The sequence below is a fragment of the Muricauda brasiliensis genome (assembly GCF_003057865.1).
GTDB lineage: Bacteria > Bacteroidota > Bacteroidia > Flavobacteriales > Flavobacteriaceae > Flagellimonas > Flagellimonas chongwuensis.
In genome coordinates this window covers 33,167-57,589 of the sequence record NZ_QBTW01000010.1, presented here as the reverse complement: position 1 = coordinate 57,589, position 24,423 = coordinate 33,167, and the positions used below count along the sequence as shown (strand labels likewise).

The 24,423-nt window shown below is 42.2% G+C and carries 19 protein-coding genes; 11 read left to right on the top strand and 8 right to left on the bottom strand.

All coding sequences use genetic code 11. The features are described from left to right. The first annotated feature begins 13 nt into the window (after positions 1–13). From DCK90_RS05725 to DCK90_RS05710, 4 genes are all read left to right on the top strand, one after another. Entirely contained in the window at positions 14–1,759 is a 1,746-nt protein-coding gene (locus DCK90_RS05725) for a RagB/SusD family nutrient uptake outer membrane protein (RefSeq protein WP_108245230.1), read from the top strand. Positions 1,760–1,841: 82 nt separating this feature from the next. After that, positions 1,842–2,969, top strand: a complete 1,128-nt coding sequence (locus DCK90_RS05720; RefSeq protein WP_234414653.1) for an alkaline phosphatase — start codon at positions 1,842–1,844, stop codon at positions 2,967–2,969. Beyond that, positions 2,966–4,735 (top strand): alkaline phosphatase, encoded by a 1,770-nt coding sequence (locus DCK90_RS05715; protein ID WP_108245229.1) that lies wholly within the window; start codon positions 2,966–2,968, stop codon positions 4,733–4,735. Before DCK90_RS05720 ends, DCK90_RS05715 begins: the two co-directional genes overlap by 4 nt. Before the next feature lie 161 nt (positions 4,736–4,896). Beyond that, positions 4,897–6,168 carry a mechanosensitive ion channel family protein gene (locus DCK90_RS05710; protein ID WP_108245228.1) on the top strand — a complete coding sequence of 424 codons (1,272 nt, stop codon included), beginning with the start codon at positions 4,897–4,899 and terminating at the stop codon, positions 6,166–6,168. A gap of 3 nt (positions 6,169–6,171) precedes the next feature. Here the strand turns inward: DCK90_RS05710 and deoD are convergent, their stop codons facing one another. Together deoD and deoC are read right to left on the bottom strand one after the other, a co-directional pair. Continuing rightward, the gene (gene deoD / locus DCK90_RS05705) at positions 6,172–6,876 is read right to left on the bottom strand and encodes a purine-nucleoside phosphorylase (protein WP_108245227.1); all 705 of its coding nucleotides are present in this window, start codon (positions 6,874–6,876) and stop codon (positions 6,172–6,174) included. 9 nt (positions 6,877–6,885) lie between these two features. Next, positions 6,886–7,524: a deoxyribose-phosphate aldolase gene (deoC, locus tag DCK90_RS05700; RefSeq protein ID WP_108245226.1), complete on the bottom strand. Its 639-nt coding sequence runs from the start codon at positions 7,522–7,524 to the stop codon at positions 6,886–6,888. Between the two features lie 218 nt (positions 7,525–7,742). Here deoC and DCK90_RS05695 point away from each other — a divergent pair, with 218 nt between their 5' ends. Beyond that, complete coding sequence (locus DCK90_RS05695; protein WP_108245288.1) at positions 7,743–8,780, top strand: sugar kinase; 1,038 nt, start codon at positions 7,743–7,745, stop codon at positions 8,778–8,780. A gap of 108 nt (positions 8,781–8,888) precedes the next feature. Here the strand turns inward: DCK90_RS05695 and DCK90_RS05690 are convergent, their stop codons facing one another. Then, positions 8,889–10,541 carry a sodium:solute symporter gene (locus DCK90_RS05690; RefSeq protein WP_108245225.1) on the bottom strand — a complete coding sequence of 551 codons (1,653 nt, stop codon included), beginning with the start codon at positions 10,539–10,541 and terminating at the stop codon, positions 8,889–8,891. Positions 10,542–10,899: 358 nt separating this feature from the next. Between DCK90_RS05690 and DCK90_RS05685 the strand changes: the two genes are divergently transcribed. Next, positions 10,900–11,949: a LacI family DNA-binding transcriptional regulator gene (locus DCK90_RS05685; protein ID WP_108245224.1), complete on the top strand. Its 1,050-nt coding sequence runs from the start codon at positions 10,900–10,902 to the stop codon at positions 11,947–11,949. Here DCK90_RS05685 and DCK90_RS05680 read toward each other — a convergent pair. Genes DCK90_RS05680 through uxaC form a run of 5 tightly spaced genes read right to left on the bottom strand, consistent with a single transcriptional unit; the run spans position 11,935 to position 16,799 of the window. Then, entirely contained in the window at positions 11,935–13,221 is a 1,287-nt protein-coding gene (locus tag DCK90_RS05680; protein WP_108245223.1) for a TRAP transporter large permease, read from the bottom strand. The genes DCK90_RS05685 and DCK90_RS05680 overlap by 15 nt on opposite strands. After that, a complete protein-coding gene (locus DCK90_RS05675) occupies positions 13,211–13,687 on the bottom strand; it encodes a TRAP transporter small permease (RefSeq protein WP_108245222.1) in 477 nt (158 codons plus the stop codon). The genes DCK90_RS05680 and DCK90_RS05675 overlap by 11 nt, the downstream gene beginning before the upstream one ends. Next, positions 13,687–14,661: a TRAP transporter substrate-binding protein gene (locus DCK90_RS05670; protein WP_108245221.1), complete on the bottom strand. Its 975-nt coding sequence runs from the start codon at positions 14,659–14,661 to the stop codon at positions 13,687–13,689. The genes DCK90_RS05675 and DCK90_RS05670 overlap by 1 nt, the downstream gene beginning before the upstream one ends. Continuing rightward, positions 14,658–15,329 (bottom strand): bifunctional 4-hydroxy-2-oxoglutarate aldolase/2-dehydro-3-deoxy-phosphogluconate aldolase, encoded by a 672-nt coding sequence (locus DCK90_RS05665; protein WP_108245220.1) that lies wholly within the window; start codon positions 15,327–15,329, stop codon positions 14,658–14,660. The genes DCK90_RS05670 and DCK90_RS05665 overlap by 4 nt, the downstream gene beginning before the upstream one ends. 39 nt (positions 15,330–15,368) lie before the next feature. Then, positions 15,369–16,799: a glucuronate isomerase gene (gene uxaC, locus DCK90_RS05660; protein WP_108245219.1), complete on the bottom strand. Its 1,431-nt coding sequence runs from the start codon at positions 16,797–16,799 to the stop codon at positions 15,369–15,371. Between the two features lie 483 nt (positions 16,800–17,282). Between uxaC and DCK90_RS05650 the strand changes: the two genes are divergently transcribed. The 5 genes from DCK90_RS05650 (at position 17,283) to DCK90_RS05630 (ending at position 24,362) form a co-directional block, all read left to right on the top strand. After that, on the top strand, positions 17,283–19,466 hold the full coding sequence (locus tag DCK90_RS05650) for an alpha-glucuronidase family glycosyl hydrolase (RefSeq protein WP_234414651.1): 2,184 nt from the start codon (positions 17,283–17,285) through the stop codon (positions 19,464–19,466). Positions 19,467–19,488: 22 nt separating this feature from the next. Next, on the top strand, positions 19,489–20,229 hold the full coding sequence (locus tag DCK90_RS05645) for an SDR family NAD(P)-dependent oxidoreductase (RefSeq protein WP_108245217.1): 741 nt from the start codon (positions 19,489–19,491) through the stop codon (positions 20,227–20,229). A 25-nt stretch (positions 20,230–20,254) separates the two neighbouring features. Next, positions 20,255–21,412, top strand: a complete 1,158-nt coding sequence (gene uxuA / locus DCK90_RS05640; RefSeq protein ID WP_199912655.1) for a mannonate dehydratase — start codon at positions 20,255–20,257, stop codon at positions 21,410–21,412. Positions 21,413–21,483: 71 nt separating this feature from the next. Next, positions 21,484–22,647 carry an endo-1,4-beta-xylanase gene (locus tag DCK90_RS05635; protein ID WP_108245215.1) on the top strand — a complete coding sequence of 388 codons (1,164 nt, stop codon included), beginning with the start codon at positions 21,484–21,486 and terminating at the stop codon, positions 22,645–22,647. Between the two features lie 29 nt (positions 22,648–22,676). After that, positions 22,677–24,362, top strand: a complete 1,686-nt coding sequence (locus tag DCK90_RS05630) for a glycoside hydrolase family 43 protein (RefSeq protein ID WP_108245214.1) — start codon at positions 22,677–22,679, stop codon at positions 24,360–24,362. Positions 24,363–24,423 lie beyond the last annotated feature (61 nt).

Sequence of the window (24,423 nt, the reverse complement as noted above, 5' to 3'; positions counted from 1 at the left end):
AACACTTCAAAAAATGAAGAATAAAATAATAATAGCATTATTTGGAATAGGCTTGCTTACCAACATAAGCTGTACAGATCTTGAAGAAGAAGTTATTGATGAATCCCTCGAGGGTAGTGGTCAGGCCGAAGCGATCAGCGGGGCCATTGCACCTGCCTATGGGCAAATAGCTTGGACTTGGCGACATACCAACTATTACGGGCTACAATTGATTCCTGCGGATGAGGCCATATTGCCTTACCGTGGTGGAACGGATTGGTATGACAACGGGAAGTTTTTGGATGCCCATTCACACGATATCGCGCCGAGCAATGATCTCGTGGGAAGCTCGTGGAACGAAGTGACCCGAAATATTTCCAGAACCATCACTGCTATAGAGGTTCTACAACCTCTTGCAGAAGCCGGGGATACGCAAGCAGAAGGAGCATTATATGAAATGATAGCGTTGAGGGCCTATTTGAACATGCTGACCTTGGATAGTTGGGGATTGGCCTTTAGAAAAGAAGTTTCTGGCGAGCTATCGGAGATTTTAAGAGGGCAAGAAGCCATCGATTATATCGAAAGTGAATTACTGTCCGTTGTGGATGTCATTAATACGAGCAGAGGTCCAGGAAGGATTACCCAAGCTGCCGTGTGGGGCTTTTTGGCACGATTGAGCTTGAACGCTGCCGTTTATCGCGACCCATATGGAACTCCGGATTTTACTACCGAGGATATGAACAATGTAATCGAGTATACCGATAACATAATTGATTCGGGCATGTTTTCATTGTCCCCAGAGTATTTTGAACTTTTCAATGATGAGAACCACGACAATCCCGAGTTGATTTTTGCGCTGGACCAGCGTGGGGTAATGAACAACGAACATAGTCGTTGGGCCTATTGGTCCTTGGCAGGTTCGTGGTATCCTCGACCAGAGCACCCCAGTGCTGATGGAACCGATGGCCCTGCAATTACATCCGATTTTTATCAAACTTGGGTAGATGCCTACGGGGATGTAGATTCAGCGCAGGCGGATGCAAGATTCTATCAAGAAAATCAAATGATTCCAGCAGAGCTTCAGGATTTGACAGGAGTTTCTCCCGAGAATGATGAAGATCACTATTACTGTGTTTCCGCTGACGATTTTGAAATCAATAGAGGGATTATCCGAGGAGTAATTTGGGGACCTCGTAAGGACGAGAACGGTGCTTTTTATACTTGTGATGAAGGTTACCGTATCTATCCAGTGATTCAAAGAAAAGGAAATGGCCCTGATAGGGATGTGGATTATGTGAACCATAATTTGCAGGTGGATTTTACCAATCAAGGAAGATTGCACAAAAATGGTTACCGCGTTTCCAAGTATCAGTTTAGTCGCACTTCACCCAACGGAAACAACTATAGCAGTGTTGATTTGGTACTGATGCGTTTCGCAGAAATTTATTTAATGCGCTCCGAAGCAAAACTAAGAACAGGTGACAATGCTGGTGCCTTGGCCGATGTAAATACCGTAAGAACCTCAAGAACGGCCCGCCCGGCTCAAACCCCGGAGGCGTTACCGGCGATTGATTTGGAAATTTTGTTCCGTGAAAGAGGATTTGAACTCTACTGGGAAGGTTTTAGAAGAGGAGACCAGATTCGATTTGGTCACTACGAGGACACTTGGACAGAAAAAACGGACGACAACGTATATCATAGATTGTTCCCGATTCCACAAGATGCAATAGATGGAGCATCCAATGTTGCAGGATATTTGGAACAGAACGAAGGTTATTAAAATCAGGTGTATTTTTTAGCTAAGCGGCAAGTTGGTTTTTCCACTTGTCGCTTACATTTTTATAAATGACAAAGAAAAGAGCATGAAGATTTCATATCAAATGGTTATAGCAGCAATTGCCGGGTTGGGCCTAGTGGGCTGTGGTTCTAAAAAAGAGAAAGAACCGGAAGAAATAGCTCCTAACGAACCCTTGAGCATTATTTTTATGATTGGTGACGGAATGGGTGTGCCACAAGTCTCATCCGCCTATTATTTTGGTGACAGCTTGCCGAATTTTTCACGGTTCAAACAAATTGGGTTTCACCAAACGTCCGCAACGGATTACACTATTACCGATTCGGCCGCAGGGGCCACGGCCTTCTCGACTGGAGAGAAAACCTATAAAAGAGCCATAGGAGTATCTTCGGATTCCCTTCCAAAAGAAACCATTTTAGAGCAACTTAAGGAGCAAGGATATCAAACCGGGTTAATAAGTCTCACCACCATAACACATGCAACACCTGCCAGTTTTTATGCACACGTCACAGACCGTGACATGCACGAGGAAATTGCAGCTCAGTTGATAGATGCCAAAGTCGATTTTTTTGCCGGGGGTGGTAAAAAGTTCTTCAACCAAAGAGAAGATGGCAAAGATCTTTTTGCCGAGTTGCTGTCCAAGAATTATCATTTGGATACCTTGGAGCTTTCAAAACCCGAAATAAATAAAAAGAATGCCTATGTATTGGCAGATGATGGGATACCATCAAAAGTTGAAGGAAGAGGTGATTATTTGTCCGAAGCCACCAAAATGGCTTTGGATTACTTTGATCAAAAAGAAGCACCATTTTTTATGATGGTGGAAGGGTCTTACATAGATTGGGGAGGACATGCCAAAAACGCAGAAATGATGATATCCGAAGTCTTGGATTTTGATAAGACCCTCGGTGTTGTTTTGGATTATGTGAAAACAAACCCCAATACGCTATTGGTGGTCACCGCGGATCACGAAACTGGGGGAGTGAGCATTGGCAAACACTATGAAACGGACGAAAGTACCGGAGAAAAAAAGGAGGTTCCCGAAAAAGTATCGGTATATTTCAATACGGACCAGCACAGTGGCGAGTTGATTCCGGTTTTTGCCAATGGCGAGGGAGCAGAAAACTTTCAGGGAATTTACGAGAACAACGAAATTTATCATAAAATCATTAAAGCCATAAATCAAGCAAAATGAGAAAAAGAACCTATTTGTTGATTATTGCCGGATTAATACTGTTCATTTCCGGAAAAGTTTTCGCCCAGAACAGTTACAAAATCCACTCGCATAACGACTACGCTCAAGAATTGCCGTTCTGGTTCGCATACAGTAGTGGAGCATCATCCATCGAGGCTGATATTTTTTTGAAGGACAATGAGCTATATGTTACTCATGCGGAAGAGGAAATCGTAGAAGGGTATACTTTGAACAAACTATATTTGAATCAACTCAGTAATCTGGAAGCATCCGGCAAACTTAAGGAACTTCAATTACTTATCGATATTAAGTCAGAAACATACGCCACCTTAAAAAAGTTGGAAGAAGTACTGAAGGAGTATCCAGAATTGATATCAGATGGCAAAGTGAAGTTTGTAATATCCGGCAATCGACCAAGACCTGAGGAATACAAAAACTATCCTGATTTTATTTGGTTCGACCATCAAAATTTGGATGAGCTAGGAACTATTGATTTGAGTAAGGTCGCATTGGTGAGCACGAGCTATAAAAACTATTCGGTATGGAACGGCTATGGAAGAATGACGGGCCCGGATTTAATTAAAGTGGAAGAAGCTATAAATAAGGCAAAGGCATCGGGAAAACCATTCCGATTTTGGGCCACACCGGATACAAAGACTGCTTGGGCACGTTTGGCCAAATTGGGAGTAGACTTCATCAATACGGACAAACCGGCACTGGCAAAAGAATATTTGGACGATGTGGACAAAAACACTTTTACCTTGGAATCGCCAGTTGAGGTTTATACACCCAAATATGAATATGATGCCGATTCCAAACCTGCCAATATCATTTTAATGATAGGAGATGGAAATGGTCTTGCCCAGATTTCTTCGGCCATGATTGCCAATAGGGGGAATCTTACCATAACATCATTGAAAAATATCGGACTGTCCAAGACCGCTTCCTATGATGATCTTATAACCGATTCGGCGGCTGGTGCCACGGCTATGGCCACAGGGCAAAAGACCAATAACCGTGCAATCGGTGTAGGGCCGGATGGCGAAAACTTATCCAATTTAACCGATGAGCTGAGCAAGAAAGATTTTAACACCGCCATAGTTTCAACAGATGCTATTTATGGTGCCACGCCCTCATCTTTCTATGCGCATCGAGTAGAGCGGGACGACACCCCAGGTTTGGTAGCGGATTTAAAAAACAGTCAACTAAATTTTTTTGTTGCTGGAGGTGAAGGAAAGAAAAAAAGTATTGAAGAAAAATTTTCCACCATAGACCTTTCTTCTCTCAGTGAATTGGATGAACAAACAGGAATCTATCTAGGGGACAATAAGGCACCATCCATGTCAAACGGTAGAGGAAACGCACTTCCCAAAAGTGTTACCAAAACGCTTCAGATTTTGGAGTCAAAGAACAATCCTTTCTTTTTAATGGTAGAAGCGGCCCAAATTGATAACGGTGGACACTCCAACAGTACAAACGACATTGTTCTTGAAATGTTGGACTTTGACCGTGCCATTGCTGAAGCTATAAAATTTGCGGACTCCAATGAGAATACCCTTGTGATTATTACCGCAGATCACGAGACATCCGGTTTTGGGATAGTGGGTGGAAATCTGGAAACGGGTACGATCCAGGGGGATTTCTTAACAGTAGACCATACAGGAATCATGGTGCCCGTATTTGCTTATGGACCTGGAGCCATTAATTTTAATGGGGTTTATGAAAATACGGAGATCTTTAAAAAAATCTTGGATTCTTTGAAGTAGCATATGATCAAGGACATTTTTTGAACAAAGATGTCCTTGGTTTTTTAAAGATACATTATCAAGTCAACACCCTCAGCTCTGAAATAAAATCATGAATAGGAACTATTGGGAGCAGGATTAGTTTCCTTAATTTTGTGCCATATTTCTTTCAAAGACAAACTATGGACAAGGATTTAGGTCGTTTGCTTTATAACTATCTAATTGAGTTGGGAATGGCAGAAGGCATTGCCACTTATATCAATTTGATTGTGCTGATGTTGGTGGTCCTCGTCCTGGTGCTCTTGCTCGATATCCTGATTTGGAAGATTCTAAGAGGTGTTTCCGTTCGCTTGGCCAGAAAGTCCAAGAATAATTTCGATAATTTTCTGGTTGCACATAGGGTTCCGAGGTACGTGGCACATGTGGTTCCGCTCACCATTTTATTGGAATTTGTACCCATAGCGTTCGAAGATTTCGATTACGCAGAGGGCATAGCACTGAAGACCATTAAAATTCTCTTTGTTCTTCTGGTCTTGGTCATATTCCGTAAGTTTTTTAAAAGTGTAAATGGCTATTTAAAAACCCGGCCCAAGTTTAAGGACAAACCTATAAACAGCTATGTACAGGTATTCATGATTTTTGCATGGATAGTGGGTATACTTACCATTTTTGCTATTGTAACAGGTACTACGGTTTGGAAGTTTTTTACCGCCTTGGGTGCGGCATCAGCAGTGGTCCTACTTATTTTCAAGGACTCCATTTTAGGTTTGGTGGCCAGTATTCAAGTGACCATAAACGACATGGTCCGCATCGGGGACTGGATTACGTTTGAAAAATATGGGGCCGATGGCGACGTGGTAGAGATCAGTTTGGCAACGGTCAAAGTCCGAAATTTTGACATGACCATTACTACTATCCCTACCTATGCACTGATTTCGGATTCCTTCAAGAACTGGAGGGGTATGCAGGTTTCGGGGGGAAGGCGAATCAAAAGATCGTTGATTATAAGGCAAAAGAGCATTCGTTTCTTAACCGAAGAGGAACTGGAAAAGCTTAAGAAAATACAATTGGTTGAAGCTTATATAAATGCCAGAAATGAACAGATTAAAGCCTACAATCAAGATAACAAAATCAATAAAGAGTTATTGGTGAATGGAAGAAATCTCACCAATTTTGGTGTTTTTCGGAAGTACGTGACTACTTATTTGGAAGGTCACTCTGCCATAAATAAAAATATGACTTTGATGGTTAGGCAGTTACAACCTACTCCACAGGGCATTCCCTTGGAGATTTATGCGTTCAGTTCAGATAAAAGATGGGAAAATTATGAATATGTGATGGCCGATATATTTGATCATCTGCTCGCTGCTCTACCATATTTTTCTTTGGAGCTTTTTGAGCTTCCCGTTACAAAAGAGTTCGTTCCTGTTGAGGAAGACGAACCTAAAGCCTGATTTTTAGGGCAAAGCGGCGGCCAAAGCAATTTTCACCATATCCTTAAAAGAACTTTCACGGGCGTGGGCCGATAATCTTTCCTTCGTCACCAATGAATCTGAAATGGTAAGGATGCTCAAAGCCTTTATGTTGTACTTTGCGGCTATGGTGTAAAGTCCGGCTGTTTCCATTTCCACACAAAGCACTCCATATTGTGCCCAGAGTTTGTACTCCTCCGGGTCATCTACATAAAATTCGTCGGATGAAAGTACATTTCCTGCCTTTATCGGAATTTTATGTTCCTGTGCATAATTCACTGCTTTAATAAAAAGCTCAAAATTGGCAGTGGGGGAATAATCGGAGTTGATAAACTTTGAGTTGTTGATGCCCGAAGTGGTTGAAGCGGCCATCGCCAATACCACATCGTTTATTTTTACATTTTCTTGGTAGGAACCTGCAGAACCCACGCGGATAATATTCTTGACCCCATAATCTTGAATCAGCTCATGAAAATAAATCATGGCGGAGGGCATGCCCATACCGCTGCCTTGAACAGATATTCTTTGGCCCTTGTATGTTCCCGTGTAACCGAGCATACCCCGTATTTTGTTATAGCAAAAGGCATCTTCCAGAAAAGTTTCCGCAATCCATTTAGCACGCAGGGGGTCCCCCGGCATTAAGACCGTGGCGGCAATCTCTCCTTGTTTGGCTTCAATATGGGTGCTCATTACTTGTTTTTATTGAATTAATGATGGTCCAGATGAGGTTCCTATTCGGGATACACCGAGTTCAATATATTTTAAGGCTTCTTCACGGGTCTTAATTCCACCTGAAGCTTTTATTTTTGCGTTATCGCCAACAACTCTTTTCATGAGGGCCACATCTTGCAGCGTGGCTCCGCCCGTACCAAAACCGGTAGAGGTTTTTACATAATCCGCCTTTGCTTCAACAGCTAAACGGCACGCTATTTCTTTCTCTTCATTTGATAGGAAACAGGTTTCAATGATTACTTTTAGTACATGGTCGCCAATGGCTTTTTTAATAGCTTCAATCTCCTCTCGAACGGCATCATAATCTTTCGATTTTAACCATCCTATATTAATGACCATATCAATTTCATCCGCACCGTTTTCAATACAGTCGACTGCTTCTTGGACCTTTGCCTTGAAAGACATGGCTCCTAATGGAAAACCCACTACGGCAGCAATTTTTATATGTGTTCCCCTCAATACTTTTTTTGCGGAGGATACATGGCAGCCGTTAACGCAAACGGCATAAAAATTATACTCAATGGCCTCTTTGCACAATGCTTCAATATCGGTAGTGGTGGCCGTAGGCTTTAAATTGGTATGGTCAATGTATTTTTCCAAAGGAATAATAGTGATTAAAAGCTAAAGATAACCAACATATACCATTTATTCTTCCGACAGATGATCTAAGATTTTTATACATATGCTGATACGGCACACCTCTTTTCTACATATCAAAACAAACCCCCAATTTGTTAAAAATTCTTCATTGAATAGCAATGGAATTTGCTTGGAATATAGTAGTTTGCTAGGTGTACTAAACTATGTTTAACAAAACAAATAAAATGAAAAAAATAGTAACATTTGGAGAAATCATGCTCCGTTTGGCCCCCAAAGAAAACCTAAGGTTTTCTCAGGCATCAGAATTTAATGTCATTTATGGGGGAGGGGAGTCCAACGTAGCTGTATCCTTGGCCAATTATGGCCTTCCCGTGGAATTTGTTACGCGTTTGCCCAAAAATGATATTGGCGAATGTGCTCTTATGGAAATGAGAAAGCGGAACGTAGGTACCAATCATATTGCTTATGGAGGCGATAGACTTGGAATTTATTTTCTGGAAACGGGGGCCGTCAGTCGAGGTAGCAAAGTAGTTTATGATAGAGCCCATTCTGCCATGGCAGAAATTCAACCCGGAATGATAGATTGGAAAGAAGTTTTCAAAGATGCCCATTGGTTCCATTGGACGGGTATAACCCCTGCCATTTCACAAGGTGCGGCCGATGCTTGTTTGGAAGCTGTTAAAGTTGCCAGTGATATGGGACTCACCATTTCAACGGATTTGAACTATCGAGCCAAATTATGGAAGTATGGAGCGGAACCAGAAACCATTATGACGCCTTTGGTCTCCTATTGTGATGTAATCTTGGGAAATGAAGAAGATGCCCATAAACATTTTGGTATCCATCCTAAAGGATTGGACGTCCATAAAGATGGTAAGGATGTAACAGCTGAAGCATTTTTATCAGTTTGCGAACAAATGATGGAAAAATTCCCAAGAGCCAAAAAAGTAATTACAACTTTAAGAGGTTCCATTAGCGCGTCGCACAATACATGGGCGGGGGTAATGTACGATGGGAAAAGAATGTACAAGTCGACAACCTATCAAATTACACATATTGTGGATAGAGTAGGAGGAGGCGATAGTTTTATGGGCGGTTTGATATATGGGTTGAATACTTATAATGATGACCAGAAGGCTTTGGAGTTTGCAGTTGCAGCATCCTGTTTGAAGCATACCATTTACGGTGATGCGAATCTAGCTACAATCGCCGAGGTGGAAAAGCTGATGGAAGGCGATGCATCAGGAAGGGTGGCAAGATAGTTTTTTATTTACCTATTTATACAATCGATTGTGTAAATCAACCGAACAGCCATGAAAAAGAAAAGCCCCGTAATTACGGGGCTTTTCAACATATAAATTTTTCTATTATTATCCAGTAAAGTAAGAAAGGATACCTATTACTATTACCACCAAGAGCACCGAAAGTACAATATCGATAGTGCTATAACTACCTTTTGAATTTATACGATCCTCGGGAGACAGTGTTCCAAAGGACAGTCCTTTTATGGTCGCATAGTTTGGTGGAGCGGTTGCCAAAGTAACGGCAATGCACAACGCTACGGAAAAAAGAAACATAAAGATGGCCATATGGGCAAAGTTTACCGTAGCAAACGCAAACAGAAATCCAGATACCTCTGTTCCTGCTGCAATCTCAGGTTGGTAATAAATCTCTGACCCCAAACGCAGGATCAATAAAACCAGTCCCGCCAATAAGGTGGTAATGGCCGCTTTGGAGTTTACCCTTTTCCAGATGATTCCCAATAAAAATACCGTGGTTACGGGCGGTGCGATATATGATTGCACGTTCTGTAGGTATTGGTACATAACACCACCGCCTATTTTGTCCATAATCGGGATCCAGATGATACCCAAGACAACAATAATACCAGTGGCAATCTTACCAATGGTCAATAATTCCCGTTCAGATTTTTCTGGGCGCAATTTTTTGTAGATATCAATGGTGAAGATGGTGGAGCATGAATTGAACACAGATGCCAAAGAGCTCATCAATGCGGCCATAAGACCACCTGCGACCAAACCTTTTAATCCAACAGGCAGTAAAGTTTTTACCAACATAGGGAAAGCCCTATCAGCTCTATCTACACTAAAAACCTCAGGATTTTGAATGGTGAGTGCAAAGGCAATGATACCAGGAATCAAGAAAATCAAAATAGGCATCAATTTTAGATAGGCTCCAAAAATGGCTCCTCGTCTACCAATCTTAATATTATTGGCCGCCAAGGTACGCTGGACAATATATTGATCGGTACACCAATACCAAATTCCAACAATGGTTCCACCGAACAGCAATCCGGTCCACGGAAAATCAGGGTCGCTCATGGGTCTCCACATATTAAAATGGTCTGGGCTTACAGAGGTTACTGTTTCGTGCAGTTGTCCCCAACCACCTACTTCTTTCAGTCCAAGGTAGGTAATCACCAACGAGCCTAAAATCAGGATAACAGTCTGTAATGTCTCGGTGTAAATAACAGCTTTCATACCGCCGACAACAGTATAGATTCCTGTAAATATGACTACACCGATAGCTCCATACCAAAATGGGATTCCCAAAAGCTCGGAAACAACAATACCACCGGCGTAAATGGTTACCGATACTTTGGTAAGCACATAGGCGACCAAAGAAAAAATGGACAAGAACCAGCGGGAACGACTATCGAAACGTTTTTCCAAAAACTCAGGCATGGTAAATGCACCACTTCGGATGTAAAAAGGCAGGAACAACCAGCCCAACAATAGTACAATCCAAGCATGCAGCTCATAATGCGCCATTGGGGTTCCTGTTTCAAATCCGGTCCCTGCCAGTCCCACAACATGCTCCGAACCAATGTTCGAGGCAAATATGGAGGCACCTATCACAAACCACCCTACATTTCTACCGGCCAAAAAATAGTCTTCGGTATTTTTGTTCTTTTGGGATACCACCCAAACGGCAACGCCGATCAAGGCCAAAAAGTAAATGCCCAGAACAATCCAATCCGGCCTTTCCAAAACTGATTCCATAATTAAGTTTGATTAGTTAACGAAGTGTTTTATATATTGATTTGACGTATATTTTAATGCTTAACATGAACGCGGATTACCCCTTTAATTAAAAAGTACATATTTTTTTCATATCTTTTTTCAAATATAGTTAACGGAATCGATTGCGTAAATTAAATTTTAAATTTCTTTTGTTGAAGTAAACATTTCTAGGAAGATAAGGTATTTGCTCTTGATCGGAATGAGCCTAAATAGCGCCAAATCCAAAAATCGATTTCAAATAATTATACTAAACTGAAACTAAAAGTTAATTTAGCAACATAAAAACTCAGGTCTGTTACAATTCCTCGACTTGAATAACCTAACCGAAATCTGAACAATGAAGATCAAAAAGGAGGTTACCATCTACGATCTTGCCAAAGAATTGAACTATTCACCCTCGACGATTTCGAGAGCCTTGAACAATCATAAAAGTATCAGTAAAAAAACCATTAAGTTAATCAAAGAGGCTGCTGAAGAGATGGGTTATCGTCCCAATAACTTGGCTGCGGGACTTAGAAACAATAAAAGCAATACCATAGGAGTACTCATTTCCAGGATCAACCGCCCCTTTATGGCTTCTTTGATCAGTGGAATAGAAGAGACTGCACGAAAAGCCGGTCACAATGTGCTTATCAGTCAATCCAACGATAAGTATGAGAACGAAATAAGTAATTGCAACACACTTTACGATAGCAGAATTACTGGGTTGATCGTTTCACTTTCCATGGAAACCGTGGAGATGGACCATTTTCAAAAATTTGTGGACAAGGGCATACCCATTGTCTTTGTGGACAGGGTGCCGGATAATTTCAATTCCTACAAAGTCGTCATCGATAACTACACCGCGGGTTATTCCGCAACCAAGCATTTGATAGAACAAGGTTGTAAACGAATTGCGCATTTTGCAGGGGCACAGCATAGAAATGTATATCGGGAACGTAAAAAGGGGTATTTGGATGCGCTTCGTGAACACGGTCTGCCCATTGAGGATAATTTGATAGTCCACTTTAAGACCTTAAGTTTTGAGGAAGGCAACAAGGCGACCAAAAAACTTTTAAAAATGAGCAATCCACCAGACGGCATTTTTTCTGCCAACGATACCGCTGCGGTGAGTGCCATTATGTGTGCCAAGAAAATGGGGGTTAATGTGCCGGAACAATTGGCGGTAATCGGATTTAACGATGACCCCATTGCATCCATTGTGCAGCCATCCCTGTCTACCGTATCCCACCCCGCAAGCAAAATGGGTGCGATTTCGGCCAAAAGAATATTAGATCATTCCATAAATACTTATGATACAGGTGTTTCTGAAGTCACCGTTCTCGGAACAGAAATAATTGCCAGGGATTCCTCCTTAAAGAAGGCCAAAGTTTTAGAGTCCGAATAATCTAGGAAGCCAAAGGCTAATCTCTGGAAATATACTCACCAAAACCAAAGCCAGAATCATTGCTAAAAACAAGGGCATCAGTGGACGTACTACTTTTTGAATCGTTGTTTTGGCCACCCCGACCCCTATGAACAATACTGCACCGACCGGTGGTGTGCACAGACCAATACATAGATTTAGCACCATTATAATTCCAAAATGGACAGGGTCTATCCCAAGTTCCATCACCACGGGCAAAAATATGGGAGTAAATATTAATACAGCAGGGGTCATGTCCATAAAAATTCCTACGATAAGAAGAATTATATTGATCAAGATGATGACCATAATCTTGTTGTCGCTCAAACTCAACAGTGCTTGGGTGACCGCTTGTGGGATATTTTCATACGAAAGAACCCACGACATCGCAATGGAAACCGCAATCAGTAACATGACTATGGCAATGGTAGAGGAGGACTCCACCAAAATAGGACGAATATCCTTAATAGAAATTTCCTTGTAGATCATGGCCAGTACCAAACAATAAATGACTGCTACGGAAGATGCTTCCGTTGCAGTGAATATTCCCGCCACAATACCACCGATGACCACTATCAATAGGAAAAGACTGGGCAATGCATTTAAAAAAGTAGTAAATATCATTTTAAATGAACTTCGGTCCGCGGTGGGATATCCTTTTTTTCTGGCCCAGATATAAGCAACTATCATTAAGAAAATTCCTGTGATAATACCGGGAAGATATCCTGCTAAAAATAGGGCACCAATACTCACCCCACCACTGGCTACGGAATAAATGATAAAAATATTGCTGGGTGGAATTATCAGTCCAGTTGTGGCAGAGGTAACATTGACCGCCACTCCAAATCCTTTATCGTATCCTGATTCTTCCATTTTTTCCGACATAAAACCGCCAATGGCTGCCGCTGCCGCTCCGGCAGAGCCTGCGATGGCTCCGAACAACATGGCCGCAACAATGTTCACATGGGCCAATCCGCCGGGCAACGCACCCACTAAACTTTTGGCGAAAGCAATCAGGCGTTCGGCAATGCCCCCCTTGTTCATAATATGGCCGGCCAGAATAAAGAAGGGTATCGCCAAGATGGAAAAACTGTCCAATCCGGTTACGAGTCTCTGTGCAATGGTGGTTACTGCTGGAAAAGTATCTACACTCACCAATAAGGTAAGTAAGGATGATATCCCAAGGGCCCATGCCACCGGAACGCGAATAGAAATCAAAATGAGAAAACTCAGGATAAGTATGCTAATTTCCATTCTTTAATTTTTTTAGGATGATGAAAAGCTCCGATAATTTAAAATAGAGGATAAAAGCACCGGATATGGGCAGCACCATATAAACAAATCCAATGGGCAATTGAAGCGCAGGCGAGGTCTGTCCCAGTGCAAAGGAAATATAAACGTACCTAATACCCCCAATCAAAAAAACAGCTACTGCAAATAACAATACAAGTAGGTGTATAACAAGGTCCAGGTAATATTGTTGCCTTTGGTTAAGGTGTTTGGGCAGCAGGTCGATGGCGATGTGCAGCTTTTTGCCCGAAGCGTAAGCGGCCCCCAAAATGCTGAGCCATACCAGTAAAAAACGGGCAAGTTCATCTGTCCATGAACTCTGGCTTTCCAATAGATATCGTGTGATTACGCCCCAAAACACATCCAAAACCATAGCACCCAACAAAAAAGCCATGACCCATTCCAAAAAAGTATCGACATGGTTTTTCATTATTCAGCGTTTTTTATTTCCTGTATCAGTTCATATAAATGCCCATTTTTTTCTTTTAGGGATTGGAGCATCGGTTTAGCTTTTTCCTCAAAAAGAGACTTGTCCGGGTATGAAACTTGAACTCCCGCTTTTTCAATTTCCCTTAATGCTTCACGTTCGGCATCTTGCCATAATTTTCGCTGTAAAAGAGTAGCTTCTTCCACAGCTTCCATTAACCAATCTTTTTCTTGTTCGCTCAGCTTGTTCCACGTCAATGTGCCAATGACTAAAATATCAGGGATTGAGGTATGTTCGTTTTTGGAAAAATACTTACAGACCTCATAATGTTTCGAGGTATAAAAACTGGGAAGGTTGTTTTCTGCACCATCCACGACGCCTTGTTGAAGTGAAGTGTATAGTTCCGCCCAAGAAATGGGAGTAGGGGACCCACCGAAATTCTTTACCATTTCTATGGCCGTGGGACTCTGCATGACCCGTAATTTAAGACCCTCCAAGTCTTTTGGGCTATCAATTGGGGTATCCTTTGTATAGAATGAACGATTTCCGGCATCAAAGTAGGTCAATCCCTTTAACCAAAACTGCTCTGAACCGGAAAGAAGTTCTTTGCCAATTTCACCATCATATATGTTGAAGCGATGCGCATCATCTTTAAATATGTAGGGGTACCCCAAGACCTTAAGGTCGGGCGAAAAATTTTCCATTACCGCAGCGGATACCTTCGTCATTCCCAAACTGCCTATTTGGAGTAGTTCCAAAGATTGTTTCTCGGAACCTAATTGGCTACTGGGATAAATTTCAATTTTGAGTTTGCCCTCCGATTTTTTTGCGACCAAATCCGCCATGTGGACCATGGCTTCGTGCACAGGATGGTTTACCCCAAGACTATGTGCCAGTTTTATGGAATTTACATTTTCTTCATCAGCCTGACAACTCAAAAGAAAAATGGCAAAAAATAGAAAAAACCAGGTTTTCATACCGATTTTATCTCTTGGATAATCTTTATAACATCTTTTACCTTTTGCTTAATCAAATCAAAGTTGCCCTCTACCAGAGCCTGTTTGTCTATGAGTTTGGAGCCCATTCCCACACAGATGGCGCCAGCTTCAAACCAAGCGGTCAGATTTTCCCGGGTAGTGTCAACCCCACCTGTTGGCATTATGTTGGTCCATGGTTGAGGTCCCTTAACAGCCTTGATGAATTGCGGGCCATATACTTCCGCAGGGAATAATTTTACCACTTCACAACCGAGTTCTTCGGCCCTTGTAATTTCGGTAAGGGTGCCGCATCCGGGGGACCAAAAAATCTTTTTACGGTTACAGATGATGGCAATGTCCTCGCGGAACACTGGAGTAACCACAAATGAAGCGCCCATATTAATGAAGTTGGATGCAGTAGCGGCATCTGTGATGGAACCCACGCCTAAAATCATATTCGGACACTCTTCATTACAAAAAGTGACCAGTTCGGAAAATACCTTTTCGGCGTTTTCCCCTCTGTGGGTAAATTCAAAAAGTCTAGCGCCCCCATCATAGCAAGCTTTTACTACTTGCTGTACCATTTTGGGGTCGGAATTGTAGAATAAGGGAACAAACCCAGTTTCCCCCATAGTTTTAAAAACATCGAGACGGTTGTATTTTTTCATGTGCAATATGTTTGTTTAGTTCAGGGGTTGTGAGTCCCTTTATGTTTTTACGCTTTCATTTTTCATTACGCTCGGGAATTGAAAATATGACTTGGCGTTATTATATGTTATGTCTTTTACTATTTGTCCTATCCATTCCATATCATTCGGTAGCAATCCAGCTTTAAGATCGTTGCCCAGCATGTTGCACAATACCCTCCTGTAATATTCGTGACGGGGAAAGGATAGAAAGCTTCTGCTATCCGTGAGCATACCCACTGAACAACTGAGTAATCCCATGTTGGAAAGAATGTTCAGTTGGTCTTCGATGCCATCTTTTTGATCCAAAAACCACCAAGCGGCCCCGAATTGCACCTTGCTTTTTACCCCTTCTCCTGTAAAATTACCGGCCATGGTTGCAAAAACCTCATTGTCCGAAGGATTGGAATTATACAGGATGGTCTTGGGCAAGCTATCATTTTTGTTCAGATGATTTAAGAATTTGGCCAAATGCTCCGCTTGTTGATAGTCACCGATACTGTCTACTCCGGCATTGATCCCGATTTTGGAAAGAACGGCCTGGTTGGTATCACGTATGGGGCCTAAATGCAATTGCATTACCCAATTTTTCTTAGCGTACAACTCGCCCAGCGCATGCATGATCGCCGATTTGTATTGAGCCACTTCTTTTCCGGTAATCGATTTGCCCTCCAAACGAAGCTTCAATATCCCATCAATTTGATCTGGGGTAAAAGCTTCACCATAAGCATGGATAAGCCCGTGGTCGGAAAGTCTGCATCCATGGGCATGGAAAAAGTCAATCCTGATACCAATGGCTTCCTTTAGGGATACAAAATCAGAGATGGCAATGTCCGTGATTTCGGATAGGCGTGATAGGTAATCTGTAAAACCATGTTTCTCAATATCGATTAATCCATCAGGCCTGAAGGTCGGTAGAATCTTAACGGGATAATCCGATTCTCTCAGTTGGTTATGGTCACAAAGATTATCCAAGGGATCATCCGTTGTGCAGACGACTTCCGCCTTCATCCCATAAAGTAGGTTCTGTGGAGAAAAATCGGGACTTTCCAATTTTTCATTACAGATTGAATAGATTTCGGCTGCAGTCTTGGGAGACAGTATTTTATCGACCCCAAAATACCGGCTCAGCTCCATATGGGTCCAATGATATAATGGATTTCTTAATGCATATGGAACGGTTTCAGCCCATTTGAGGAACTTCTCCTCATCTGTAGCGTTGCCCGTAATGTACCTTTCCTCTATGCCCAAGGCTCGCATGGCCCTCCACTTATAATGATCGCCCTCAATCCATACCTGCGTCATGTTGACAAAGTTTTTATTTTCTGCAATTTCGTTGACCGGGAGGTGACAGTGAAAGTCTATTATAGGCTGATTTTTTGCATAATTATGATATAGCTCCTTGGCGTAATCAGTTTCCAGCAAAAAGTCATCGTGTATAAATTTCTTCATGTGTTGGTTTCTAAGTAAAGGTTTAATTTAAGATGACAGTTTTGGCTGGGCTGACATGCCTCAATTAGTGGGGAACTGTCATCAAAATATACTTCGAGCTTTACAGGTGAAAAAACCTGTTTACCCATATTGAATACAATTAGCCAAACGTTGGGTTCAAAAGTGAAGGTACTATTTTTCGAGGTATTTAGATTAATATTTTTTGGATAGCCCTCAAGGTCCCGTTCCATGATTTCTTTTATTTTCTCCTTGCACAATGAAAAAATAGAGAAAGCCAGGGAACAAAATAAGTGAACCTTAGAAGACTTCATCGTTTATTGGTTTAGATTACTTTTTCTTTAAATAGATTTCAAATTTCGTAAAAATTTTCATTTTTGCAATCGATTGCGTTAAACATTTTGTTAATCTATGAATTTTTTACTTATTTTACTGGGCGCAATTGATTGATTAACCAATTAATCGATTTTTTTTGTGAATTTCCAAATGATGAAACATCTCTTTAGACTTAAAAAAACATTTTCCCTAAGCTTTTTTGTACTGCTGGGCAGTATGTCGTTCGCTATGTCCAACGGATATGAGCTATGGTTGAATTACGATAAAATATCAGATGATACTGTCTTAAAAACTTATCGAAATCAGCTTCAAAGTGTCTTTATGGAGGAAGGTGGTGCGACAATGGAAGCCATAATGATGGAGTTGGAAATGGGTTTGGGAGGCCTATTGGATAGGGAAATTCGGTTCGATTCCCTTCCATCTTCAGGGAATCAATTGGTTGTTTCCAAATATGGTAGTTTGCCGAAGGACTTTAAAGAGGACATCAATATTGATCACCTTAATAGTGAAGGTTACATCATAAAGCATATCAAAAAAAGTGGGAGGGGCTATTTGGTTATTACAGGCAAGGAAGATATCGGATTGTTATATGGAACTTTTCACCTTTTACGCATTCTAAAAATGCATCAAACACTGGAAGGTTTAAATTTGGAAGAATCCCCAAAAGTCGATATCCGTATGTTGAACCATTGGGACAATTTGGACAGAACGATAGAAAGAGGCTATTCTGGGTTCTCCATTTGGAATTGGCAGACACTTCCCGATTATATCGACCAGCGTTATATCGATTATGCCCGTGCCAATGCATCAATTGGAATCAATGCCACAGCATTGACCAATGTGAACGCGAATGCACTTATTTTAACCCCTCAATATTTGGAAAAAGTGCAGGCCTTGGCAGAAGTTTTTCGCCCATATGGCCTAAAAGTATATCTCACGGCCCGTTTTTCAGCACCCATGGAAATAGGAGGTTTGGAAACAGCGGATCCTTTGGACCAAGAAGTAATTCAATGGTGGAAGAACAAGGCTGCAGAAATTTATAAAAGCATTCCTGATTTTGGAGGTTTTTTGGTGAAAGCAAACTCTGAAGGGCAGCCCGGACCGCAAAACTATGGACGAACCCATTTGGATGGCGCCAACATGTTGGCCGACGCTTTGACACCATACAAAGGAAATGTAATCTGGCGTGCCTTCGTATATTCTGAGCACGATGCGGAGGATAGGGCCAAACAAGCGTACAGCGAATTTGTTCCAGATGATGGGAAGTATCGTGACAATGTGCTTATCCAAGTGAAAAATGGCCCTATCGACTTTCAACCACGGGAACCGTTTCATCCTATGTTCGGAGCCATGCCGAATACTCCACTTATGATGGAGTTTCAAATCACCAAGGAATATTTGGGCTTTGCCACGCATTTGGTTTATCTCCCCAAGTTATTTGAAGAGGTACTTCAGAGCGATACCTATCAAAAAGGAAAAGGGTCCACGGTGGCCAAGGTGGTCGATGGCTCCCTCAATACTAAAAAGTTAACCGGAATGGCGGGCGTGTCCAATATTGGAACAGATACCAATTGGACGGGACACCCGTTCGGTCAGGCAGATTGGTACGGCTTCGGAAGGTTGGCATGGGATCCCTCCATGAACTCGGAAGCAATAGCCGATGAATGGTTGAGAACTACTTTCAGTAATGACGAAGAGTTTATAAAATCCGTAAAAAAAATGATGCTGGAATCTAGGGAAGCCGTTGTCAACTATATGAATCCACTGGGATTACATCATATATTTGATACCAGCCATCATTACGGCCCCGGACCTTGGGTCGGTAATCTGTCCCGCCCGGAGTGGAACCCGGTATATTATCATAAAGCGGATGAAGATGGAATTGGTTTTGACAGGACCAAAACGGGTAGTAATGCATTGTCCCAATACGCACCAGCATTCGAGGAAAAATTTGGCAACCTTGAAACCTGTCCGGAGGAATACCTCCTATGGTTTCATCATTTGCCATGGGATTATCAGCTGAAGAGCGGAAGAACGCTCTGGGACGGTTTGGGAATCAAATACCAGCAAGGGGTGGACCAAGTCAAGCAAATGATCAATACGTGGGAAAACATGAAACCCTACGTGGATGAATATAGACACAATCAAGTGAGGATGTTATTGGGTATACAGCTCAAAGAGGCCAAATGGTGGCGAGATGCATGTATGCTCTATTTTCAGACATTCCCAAAAATGGATTTTCCAAAGGAAATGGAATCCCCGGAAAATACATTGGAATATTATAAATCTTTGAAATTTCCATATGCACCCGGTATTCGGCCGCAGTGGGATTAAAATTTACCAACACACATAATTAATGGATAAAAAAGTAGCCATAGTAACCGGGGGCAACTCTGGATTGGGATATGCAACAGCAAAGAAATTCTGCGATAACGGTATTAAAACCTATGTTATTGGGCGGACCAAAGAGCGCACGGTAAATGCCTGCTCCGAGATAGGGAACAATGCCATGCCATTGATTTTCGACCTGACGAATTTGGATGAAATACCCGGAATGATCCAAGATATTTTCGATAAGGAAGGGCAGATTGATATTCTAGTCAACAATGCGGGCATTAATATGAAGAAAGAGTTTATCGAAGTCACGGATGCCGAATTTGAAAACATACTCCACACCAATTTGTTCAGTGTTTTTGCCATCAGTAGAGAGGTGGTGAAAAAGATGAAGGAAACAGGAGGCGGAAGCATTGTGAACATCAGTTCCATGGCCGCACAGTACGGTATGCCCAAGGTAGTGGCGTATTCCGCCAGTAAAACCGCTATAGAAGGTATGACACGGGCAATGGCCGTTGACCTGGCCCAATATAACATTAGGACAAATTGCATCGCTCCGGGCTTTATCAAGACCAAAATGACCGCTAAGGCACTGGACTCCGACCCACCACGAAAAGAAAGGGTCTTTTCAAGAACGCCAATGGGCAAAATGGGACTTCCAGAAGATATTGCAGATGCCGTGTTCTTTATGTGTTCCAAGGAGGCCAAATTTGTTACAGGAACGGTACTTCCCGTTGATGGAGGAAATAGTATAGGTTTTTAATAAAAGGAAACAAGGTATGATTACGATGCAACAAACCATGCGATGGTACGGCCCGCATGATGGTGTTTCCCTTCGGGATATCAGAGAGTGTGGGGTAGAGGGAATTGTTACCGCTCTGCACCAGATTCCAGTAGGGGAAGTATGGCTGGTAAAGGATATTGAAGAACGCCAGCAAGTCATTCGTAAAGAAGGTATGGAATGGATGGTGGTAGAAAGTTTACCGGTGCACGAAGATATCAAGAGACGTGGTGGTAACTTCGAGCAATATATCCAAAACTATAAAAAGAGTTTGAAAAACTTGGCCGAGTGTGGCATCAAAGTGGTCGCATACAATTTTATGCCCATTTTGGACTGGGTGCGAACAGATCATGCCCATGTCAACCCTGATGGGACAAAAGCATTGTTGTTCGATGAGGTGGCCTTTATATTTTTTGATGTGTATTTACTAAAAAGAGCGGGCGCGGAGGACGATTACACCAAAGACCAATTGATTGAAGCAAAAACCTATGGAAACTCATTGGACGAATCGCAAAAGGAAAAACTCTTTAAAAATGTGCTGTTGGGATTACCGGGCAGTGATGAAAGCTTCACGCCCGAAAAGATTTTAGATCTTTTGAATGCTTATCAGGGTATCGATGATGATGCCTTGCGCAAGAATCTGGTTCATTTTCTTTCCGAAGTAGCACCTGTGGCCGAAGAACTCGGAATAAAATTGGCCATTCATCCAGATGACCCACCTTTTTCCGTGTTAGGACTTCCTCGGGTGGTTTCCACCGAAAAGGATCTTGACGATATTTTATCTGCCGTTCCACTTGATGCCAACGGACTTTGCTATTGCACAGGTTCCTTAGGTGCCCAACCGAACAACGATTTGTTGCGAATCATAGATCAGTACGGAGATCGTATTCATTTTTTGCATTTACGGAATGTAAAACGGGAGGATGGGAAACGGTTCAGAGAGTCGGAGCATTTGAACGGGGATAATCCCATGGAAGAAATTATTGAAAAACTCTTGTTGCTCATGAACAAGAACAACTCTCCTCTTCCGATGCGCCCTGACCATGGGTTCCTTCACTCTTTTGAAGCTAAAGAAAAGTACCCGGGATATTCATTAATTGGAAGGTTAAAGGGATTGGCAGAATTGAGAGGGTTGGAACTTGGAATTGTACATAAACTGAAATAAACGAAACAGTGAGGTCATTGTACTTCATTGACTCCACTTTTAAAGCACATATTAATTAAACAACGTCTGAAATGAAAATATTGAAAATTATATCCGTTTTGCTATTGGCAATGTGTATAGGTTGTAGTTCTGGGGACGATGGGGGACCTCAAGTCGGAGGACCAACTGAAACTCCCGACCCCGATTCCGAAACGCCACCGGTAGATAACAGCGACCCTTTTTTATATAGCGCAACCGAAAACTTGAAAGATGTTGCAGATTTTCCTCTCGGAAATATAGTGTCCGCAAGTAAATTGGCATCAACATCTGCCAGTAACACCACTTTTAAGGATATCTTGAACCAAGAATACAACAGCATCACTGCCGAAAACGACATGAAGATGGCCAATATGTTCACAGGTCCCGATACTTACGATTTTAGCGATGGAGATGCCATTGTTGCTTATGCTTTGGAAAATGGGTTTAGAGTGCACGGCCATGCATTGATTTGGCATTCGTCCATTCCCAATTGGTTGAACACTTTTGAAGGTACAGATGAAGAATTTGAAGCTCAGGTAGAGGCATATGTCAAGGCAACCGTAGCACACTTTGCTGAAGTGACCGATGGTGACGGAACCCCTGTGGTAGCATCCTGGGATGTGGTAAATGAATATTTTGATGGTTCCGCTGTACGTACTTCCTTGTTCACTCAACGAATCGGCACGGATTTTCACGAAAAGGCCTTTCAATGGGCCAGAGAGGCCGACCCCGATGTGAAATTGTTCTACAACGATTACAATATAGCTGGAGAGGTTGACAAACGTAACGCCATTATAAGCATGGTCTCCAACTTTATATCCGATGATATTCCAATCGACGGGATAGGTATGCAAATGCACCTGAACCACGATTGGCCATCAACGGATTTGCCGACATCTATCCAGGATATCGCCGATACGGGGTTATTGGTCCATATTTCGGAGCTGGATGTAAAAGCAAATTACAGTGATGACCTCAGTGAGCTGACCGTGGAAAGGGCCCAAGCCCAAGAAGAGCAGTATCAAAGAGTCGGATATTATTACACGACCATAGTTCCACAGGCACAGCAATTCGGTTTGACCATATGGGGTGTTAGAGATCAAGATAGTTGGCTGTACGATGGTGGTTCCGATTGGCCATTATTGTATGATAATGATTTCAACACCAAAATCACCCACAGGGGATTGGTCGATGGATTGGAAGGAGTGGCACCTTGATAAAAACATGGAATCATTATAACCAAATTATGAAGAAGATAGTTTTATTGTTACTCACAATTTTGTTGTTTTTGAGTCCAATAGCCTCGAAATCACAGACCACTACATTGGTCAACCCGATCCTGACCGGTTTTTACCCCGACCCCAGTATTGTAAAAGTGGATACCGATTATTATTTGATCAATTCTACCTTTTCCTACTTTCCTGGCATTCCGGTAATGCACAGCAAGGACTTGAAAAACTGGAAACAGATAGGAAATGTAATCCACCGCCCTTCTCAAATGGATTTTATGGGCGAACGGATGACCCGGGGATTGTTTGCCCCGGCCATTAGTCATCACAAAGGTATTTTTTATGTCAGTTGCACGGATATCGATAACATGGGCAATTTTGTGGTGACGGCGACGGACCCTGCTGGGCCATGGAGCGACCCTGTTCGGCTTCCAGAAGTAAGCGGTATTGATCCTTCCATATATTTTGACAAGGATACTGATAAGGCCTATATCATTTACAATAGTGATGCCCCGGATAGGAAGCCCTTATATTCTGGGCACAGAACCATCAGAATGTATGAGTTTGATTATGAAAACTTGAAAACAGTAGGAGAAGAAATACAGCTGGTGAACGGGGGAGTGGACATTTCGGAAAAACCGGTATGGATAGAAGGCCCTCACATTTGGAAAAGAAATGGTTGGTACTATCTCTATGCGGCGGAAGGGGGCACATCGGTCAATCATTCCGAAGTGGTTTTCAGGAGCAAATCACCCCAAGGCCCTTATGTTCCCTACAAGAACAATCCCATCCTTACCCAAAGGCATTTGCCAGAGGACAGGGACAACCCGATTACTTCAACGGGACATGCCCAACTTGTTGAAGGCCCCGATGGCAAGACCTACTCTATATTTTTGGCCGTTAGACCGTATGAAGGCGATTATTACAATACAGGTCGTGAAACTTTTATTGCCCCGATTGAATGGAAAAACGACTGGCCCCACTTTGATTTGGGGGGAGAGGAAGTAAAATATGCATATGACTTTGATTACAAGGAAGTGCCCCAGAAAGATGCTTTGCCGCAATCTGGTAATTTTGAGTATACACTGGATCTGAAAAAAGGATTGGATCCATCCTTACTCTTCCTTAGAACTGTTGATAGCAGTGCGTTTTCCATATCCAAGAAAGAAGGTTTAGTGCTAAAGTTAAAGCCCGAGACCATTGCGGAATATGGCAACCCTAGTTTTGTTGGTAAACGTCAGCAACATTTAAATAGTCGAGCAGAGACTCAAATACACTTTGATGCAAAAGCTCAATATGAAAAGGCAGGTTTAGTGGCCTTTCAAAACGAAAATCATTTTTACTTTTTGGCAATTTCCCAGAAAGAAGGTCAACAGGTTATCCAGCTTTACAAGAGCAATCTTGATGAAGGAGAAATGGAGGAACTGGCAAACGTTGCTTTTGAAGTTGATGATAGCAAGAAGATTAAACTAGCTATTGAGTCCAAAGGAGCTACGTATAGCTTCCACTATTCCGTAAATGGCAAAGATTGGCAATTGGTGAAGGATAACGTGGATGCCAAATTTTTGAGCACCAAGGTGGCTGGCGGATTTATTGGCTGTTTGTACGGTATGTACGCTACATCATCCGGGGAGAAGTCGGAAAACTCGGCTTCCTTTGAATATTTAAAATATACGGGTAACGACCCTGTATTTAGGGATTGATGCAAAATTCCAGCATTCTTAATAAATAGAAAAGGGACATCATTATCGATGTCCCTTTTTT

Coding starts and splice junctions, on each gene's coding strand:
- DCK90_RS05710 (WP_108245228.1), top strand. CDS start 4,897: ATGGACAAGGATTTAGGTCGTTTGCTTTATAACTATCTAATTGAGTTG.
- uxaC (WP_108245219.1), bottom strand. CDS start 16,799: ATGAAGAAATTTATACACGATGACTTTTTGCTGGAAACTGATTACGCC.
- DCK90_RS05645 (WP_108245217.1), top strand. CDS start 19,489: ATGGATAAAAAAGTAGCCATAGTAACCGGGGGCAACTCTGGATTGGGA.
- DCK90_RS05720 (WP_234414653.1), top strand. CDS start 1,842: ATGAAGATTTCATATCAAATGGTTATAGCAGCAATTGCCGGGTTGGGC.
- DCK90_RS05690 (WP_108245225.1), bottom strand. CDS start 10,541: ATGGAATCAGTTTTGGAAAGGCCGGATTGGATTGTTCTGGGCATTTAC.
- uxuA (WP_199912655.1), top strand. CDS start 20,255: ATGCAACAAACCATGCGATGGTACGGCCCGCATGATGGTGTTTCCCTT.
- DCK90_RS05680 (WP_108245223.1), bottom strand. CDS start 13,221: ATGGAAATTAGCATACTTATCCTGAGTTTTCTCATTTTGATTTCTATT.
- DCK90_RS05685 (WP_108245224.1), top strand. CDS start 10,900: ATGAAGATCAAAAAGGAGGTTACCATCTACGATCTTGCCAAAGAATTG.
- deoD (WP_108245227.1), bottom strand. CDS start 6,876: ATGAGCACCCATATTGAAGCCAAACAAGGAGAGATTGCCGCCACGGTC.
- DCK90_RS05650 (WP_234414651.1), top strand. CDS start 17,283: ATGATGAAACATCTCTTTAGACTTAAAAAAACATTTTCCCTAAGCTTT.
- DCK90_RS05675 (WP_108245222.1), bottom strand. CDS start 13,687: ATGAAAAACCATGTCGATACTTTTTTGGAATGGGTCATGGCTTTTTTG.
- DCK90_RS05670 (WP_108245221.1), bottom strand. CDS start 14,661: ATGAAAACCTGGTTTTTTCTATTTTTTGCCATTTTTCTTTTGAGTTGT.
- DCK90_RS05695 (WP_108245288.1), top strand. CDS start 7,743: ATGAAAAAAATAGTAACATTTGGAGAAATCATGCTCCGTTTGGCCCCC.
- DCK90_RS05725 (WP_108245230.1), top strand. CDS start 14: ATGAAGAATAAAATAATAATAGCATTATTTGGAATAGGCTTGCTTACC.
- DCK90_RS05635 (WP_108245215.1), top strand. CDS start 21,484: ATGAAAATATTGAAAATTATATCCGTTTTGCTATTGGCAATGTGTATA.
- DCK90_RS05630 (WP_108245214.1), top strand. CDS start 22,677: ATGAAGAAGATAGTTTTATTGTTACTCACAATTTTGTTGTTTTTGAGT.
- DCK90_RS05715 (WP_108245229.1), top strand. CDS start 2,966: ATGAGAAAAAGAACCTATTTGTTGATTATTGCCGGATTAATACTGTTC.
- DCK90_RS05665 (WP_108245220.1), bottom strand. CDS start 15,329: ATGAAAAAATACAACCGTCTCGATGTTTTTAAAACTATGGGGGAAACT.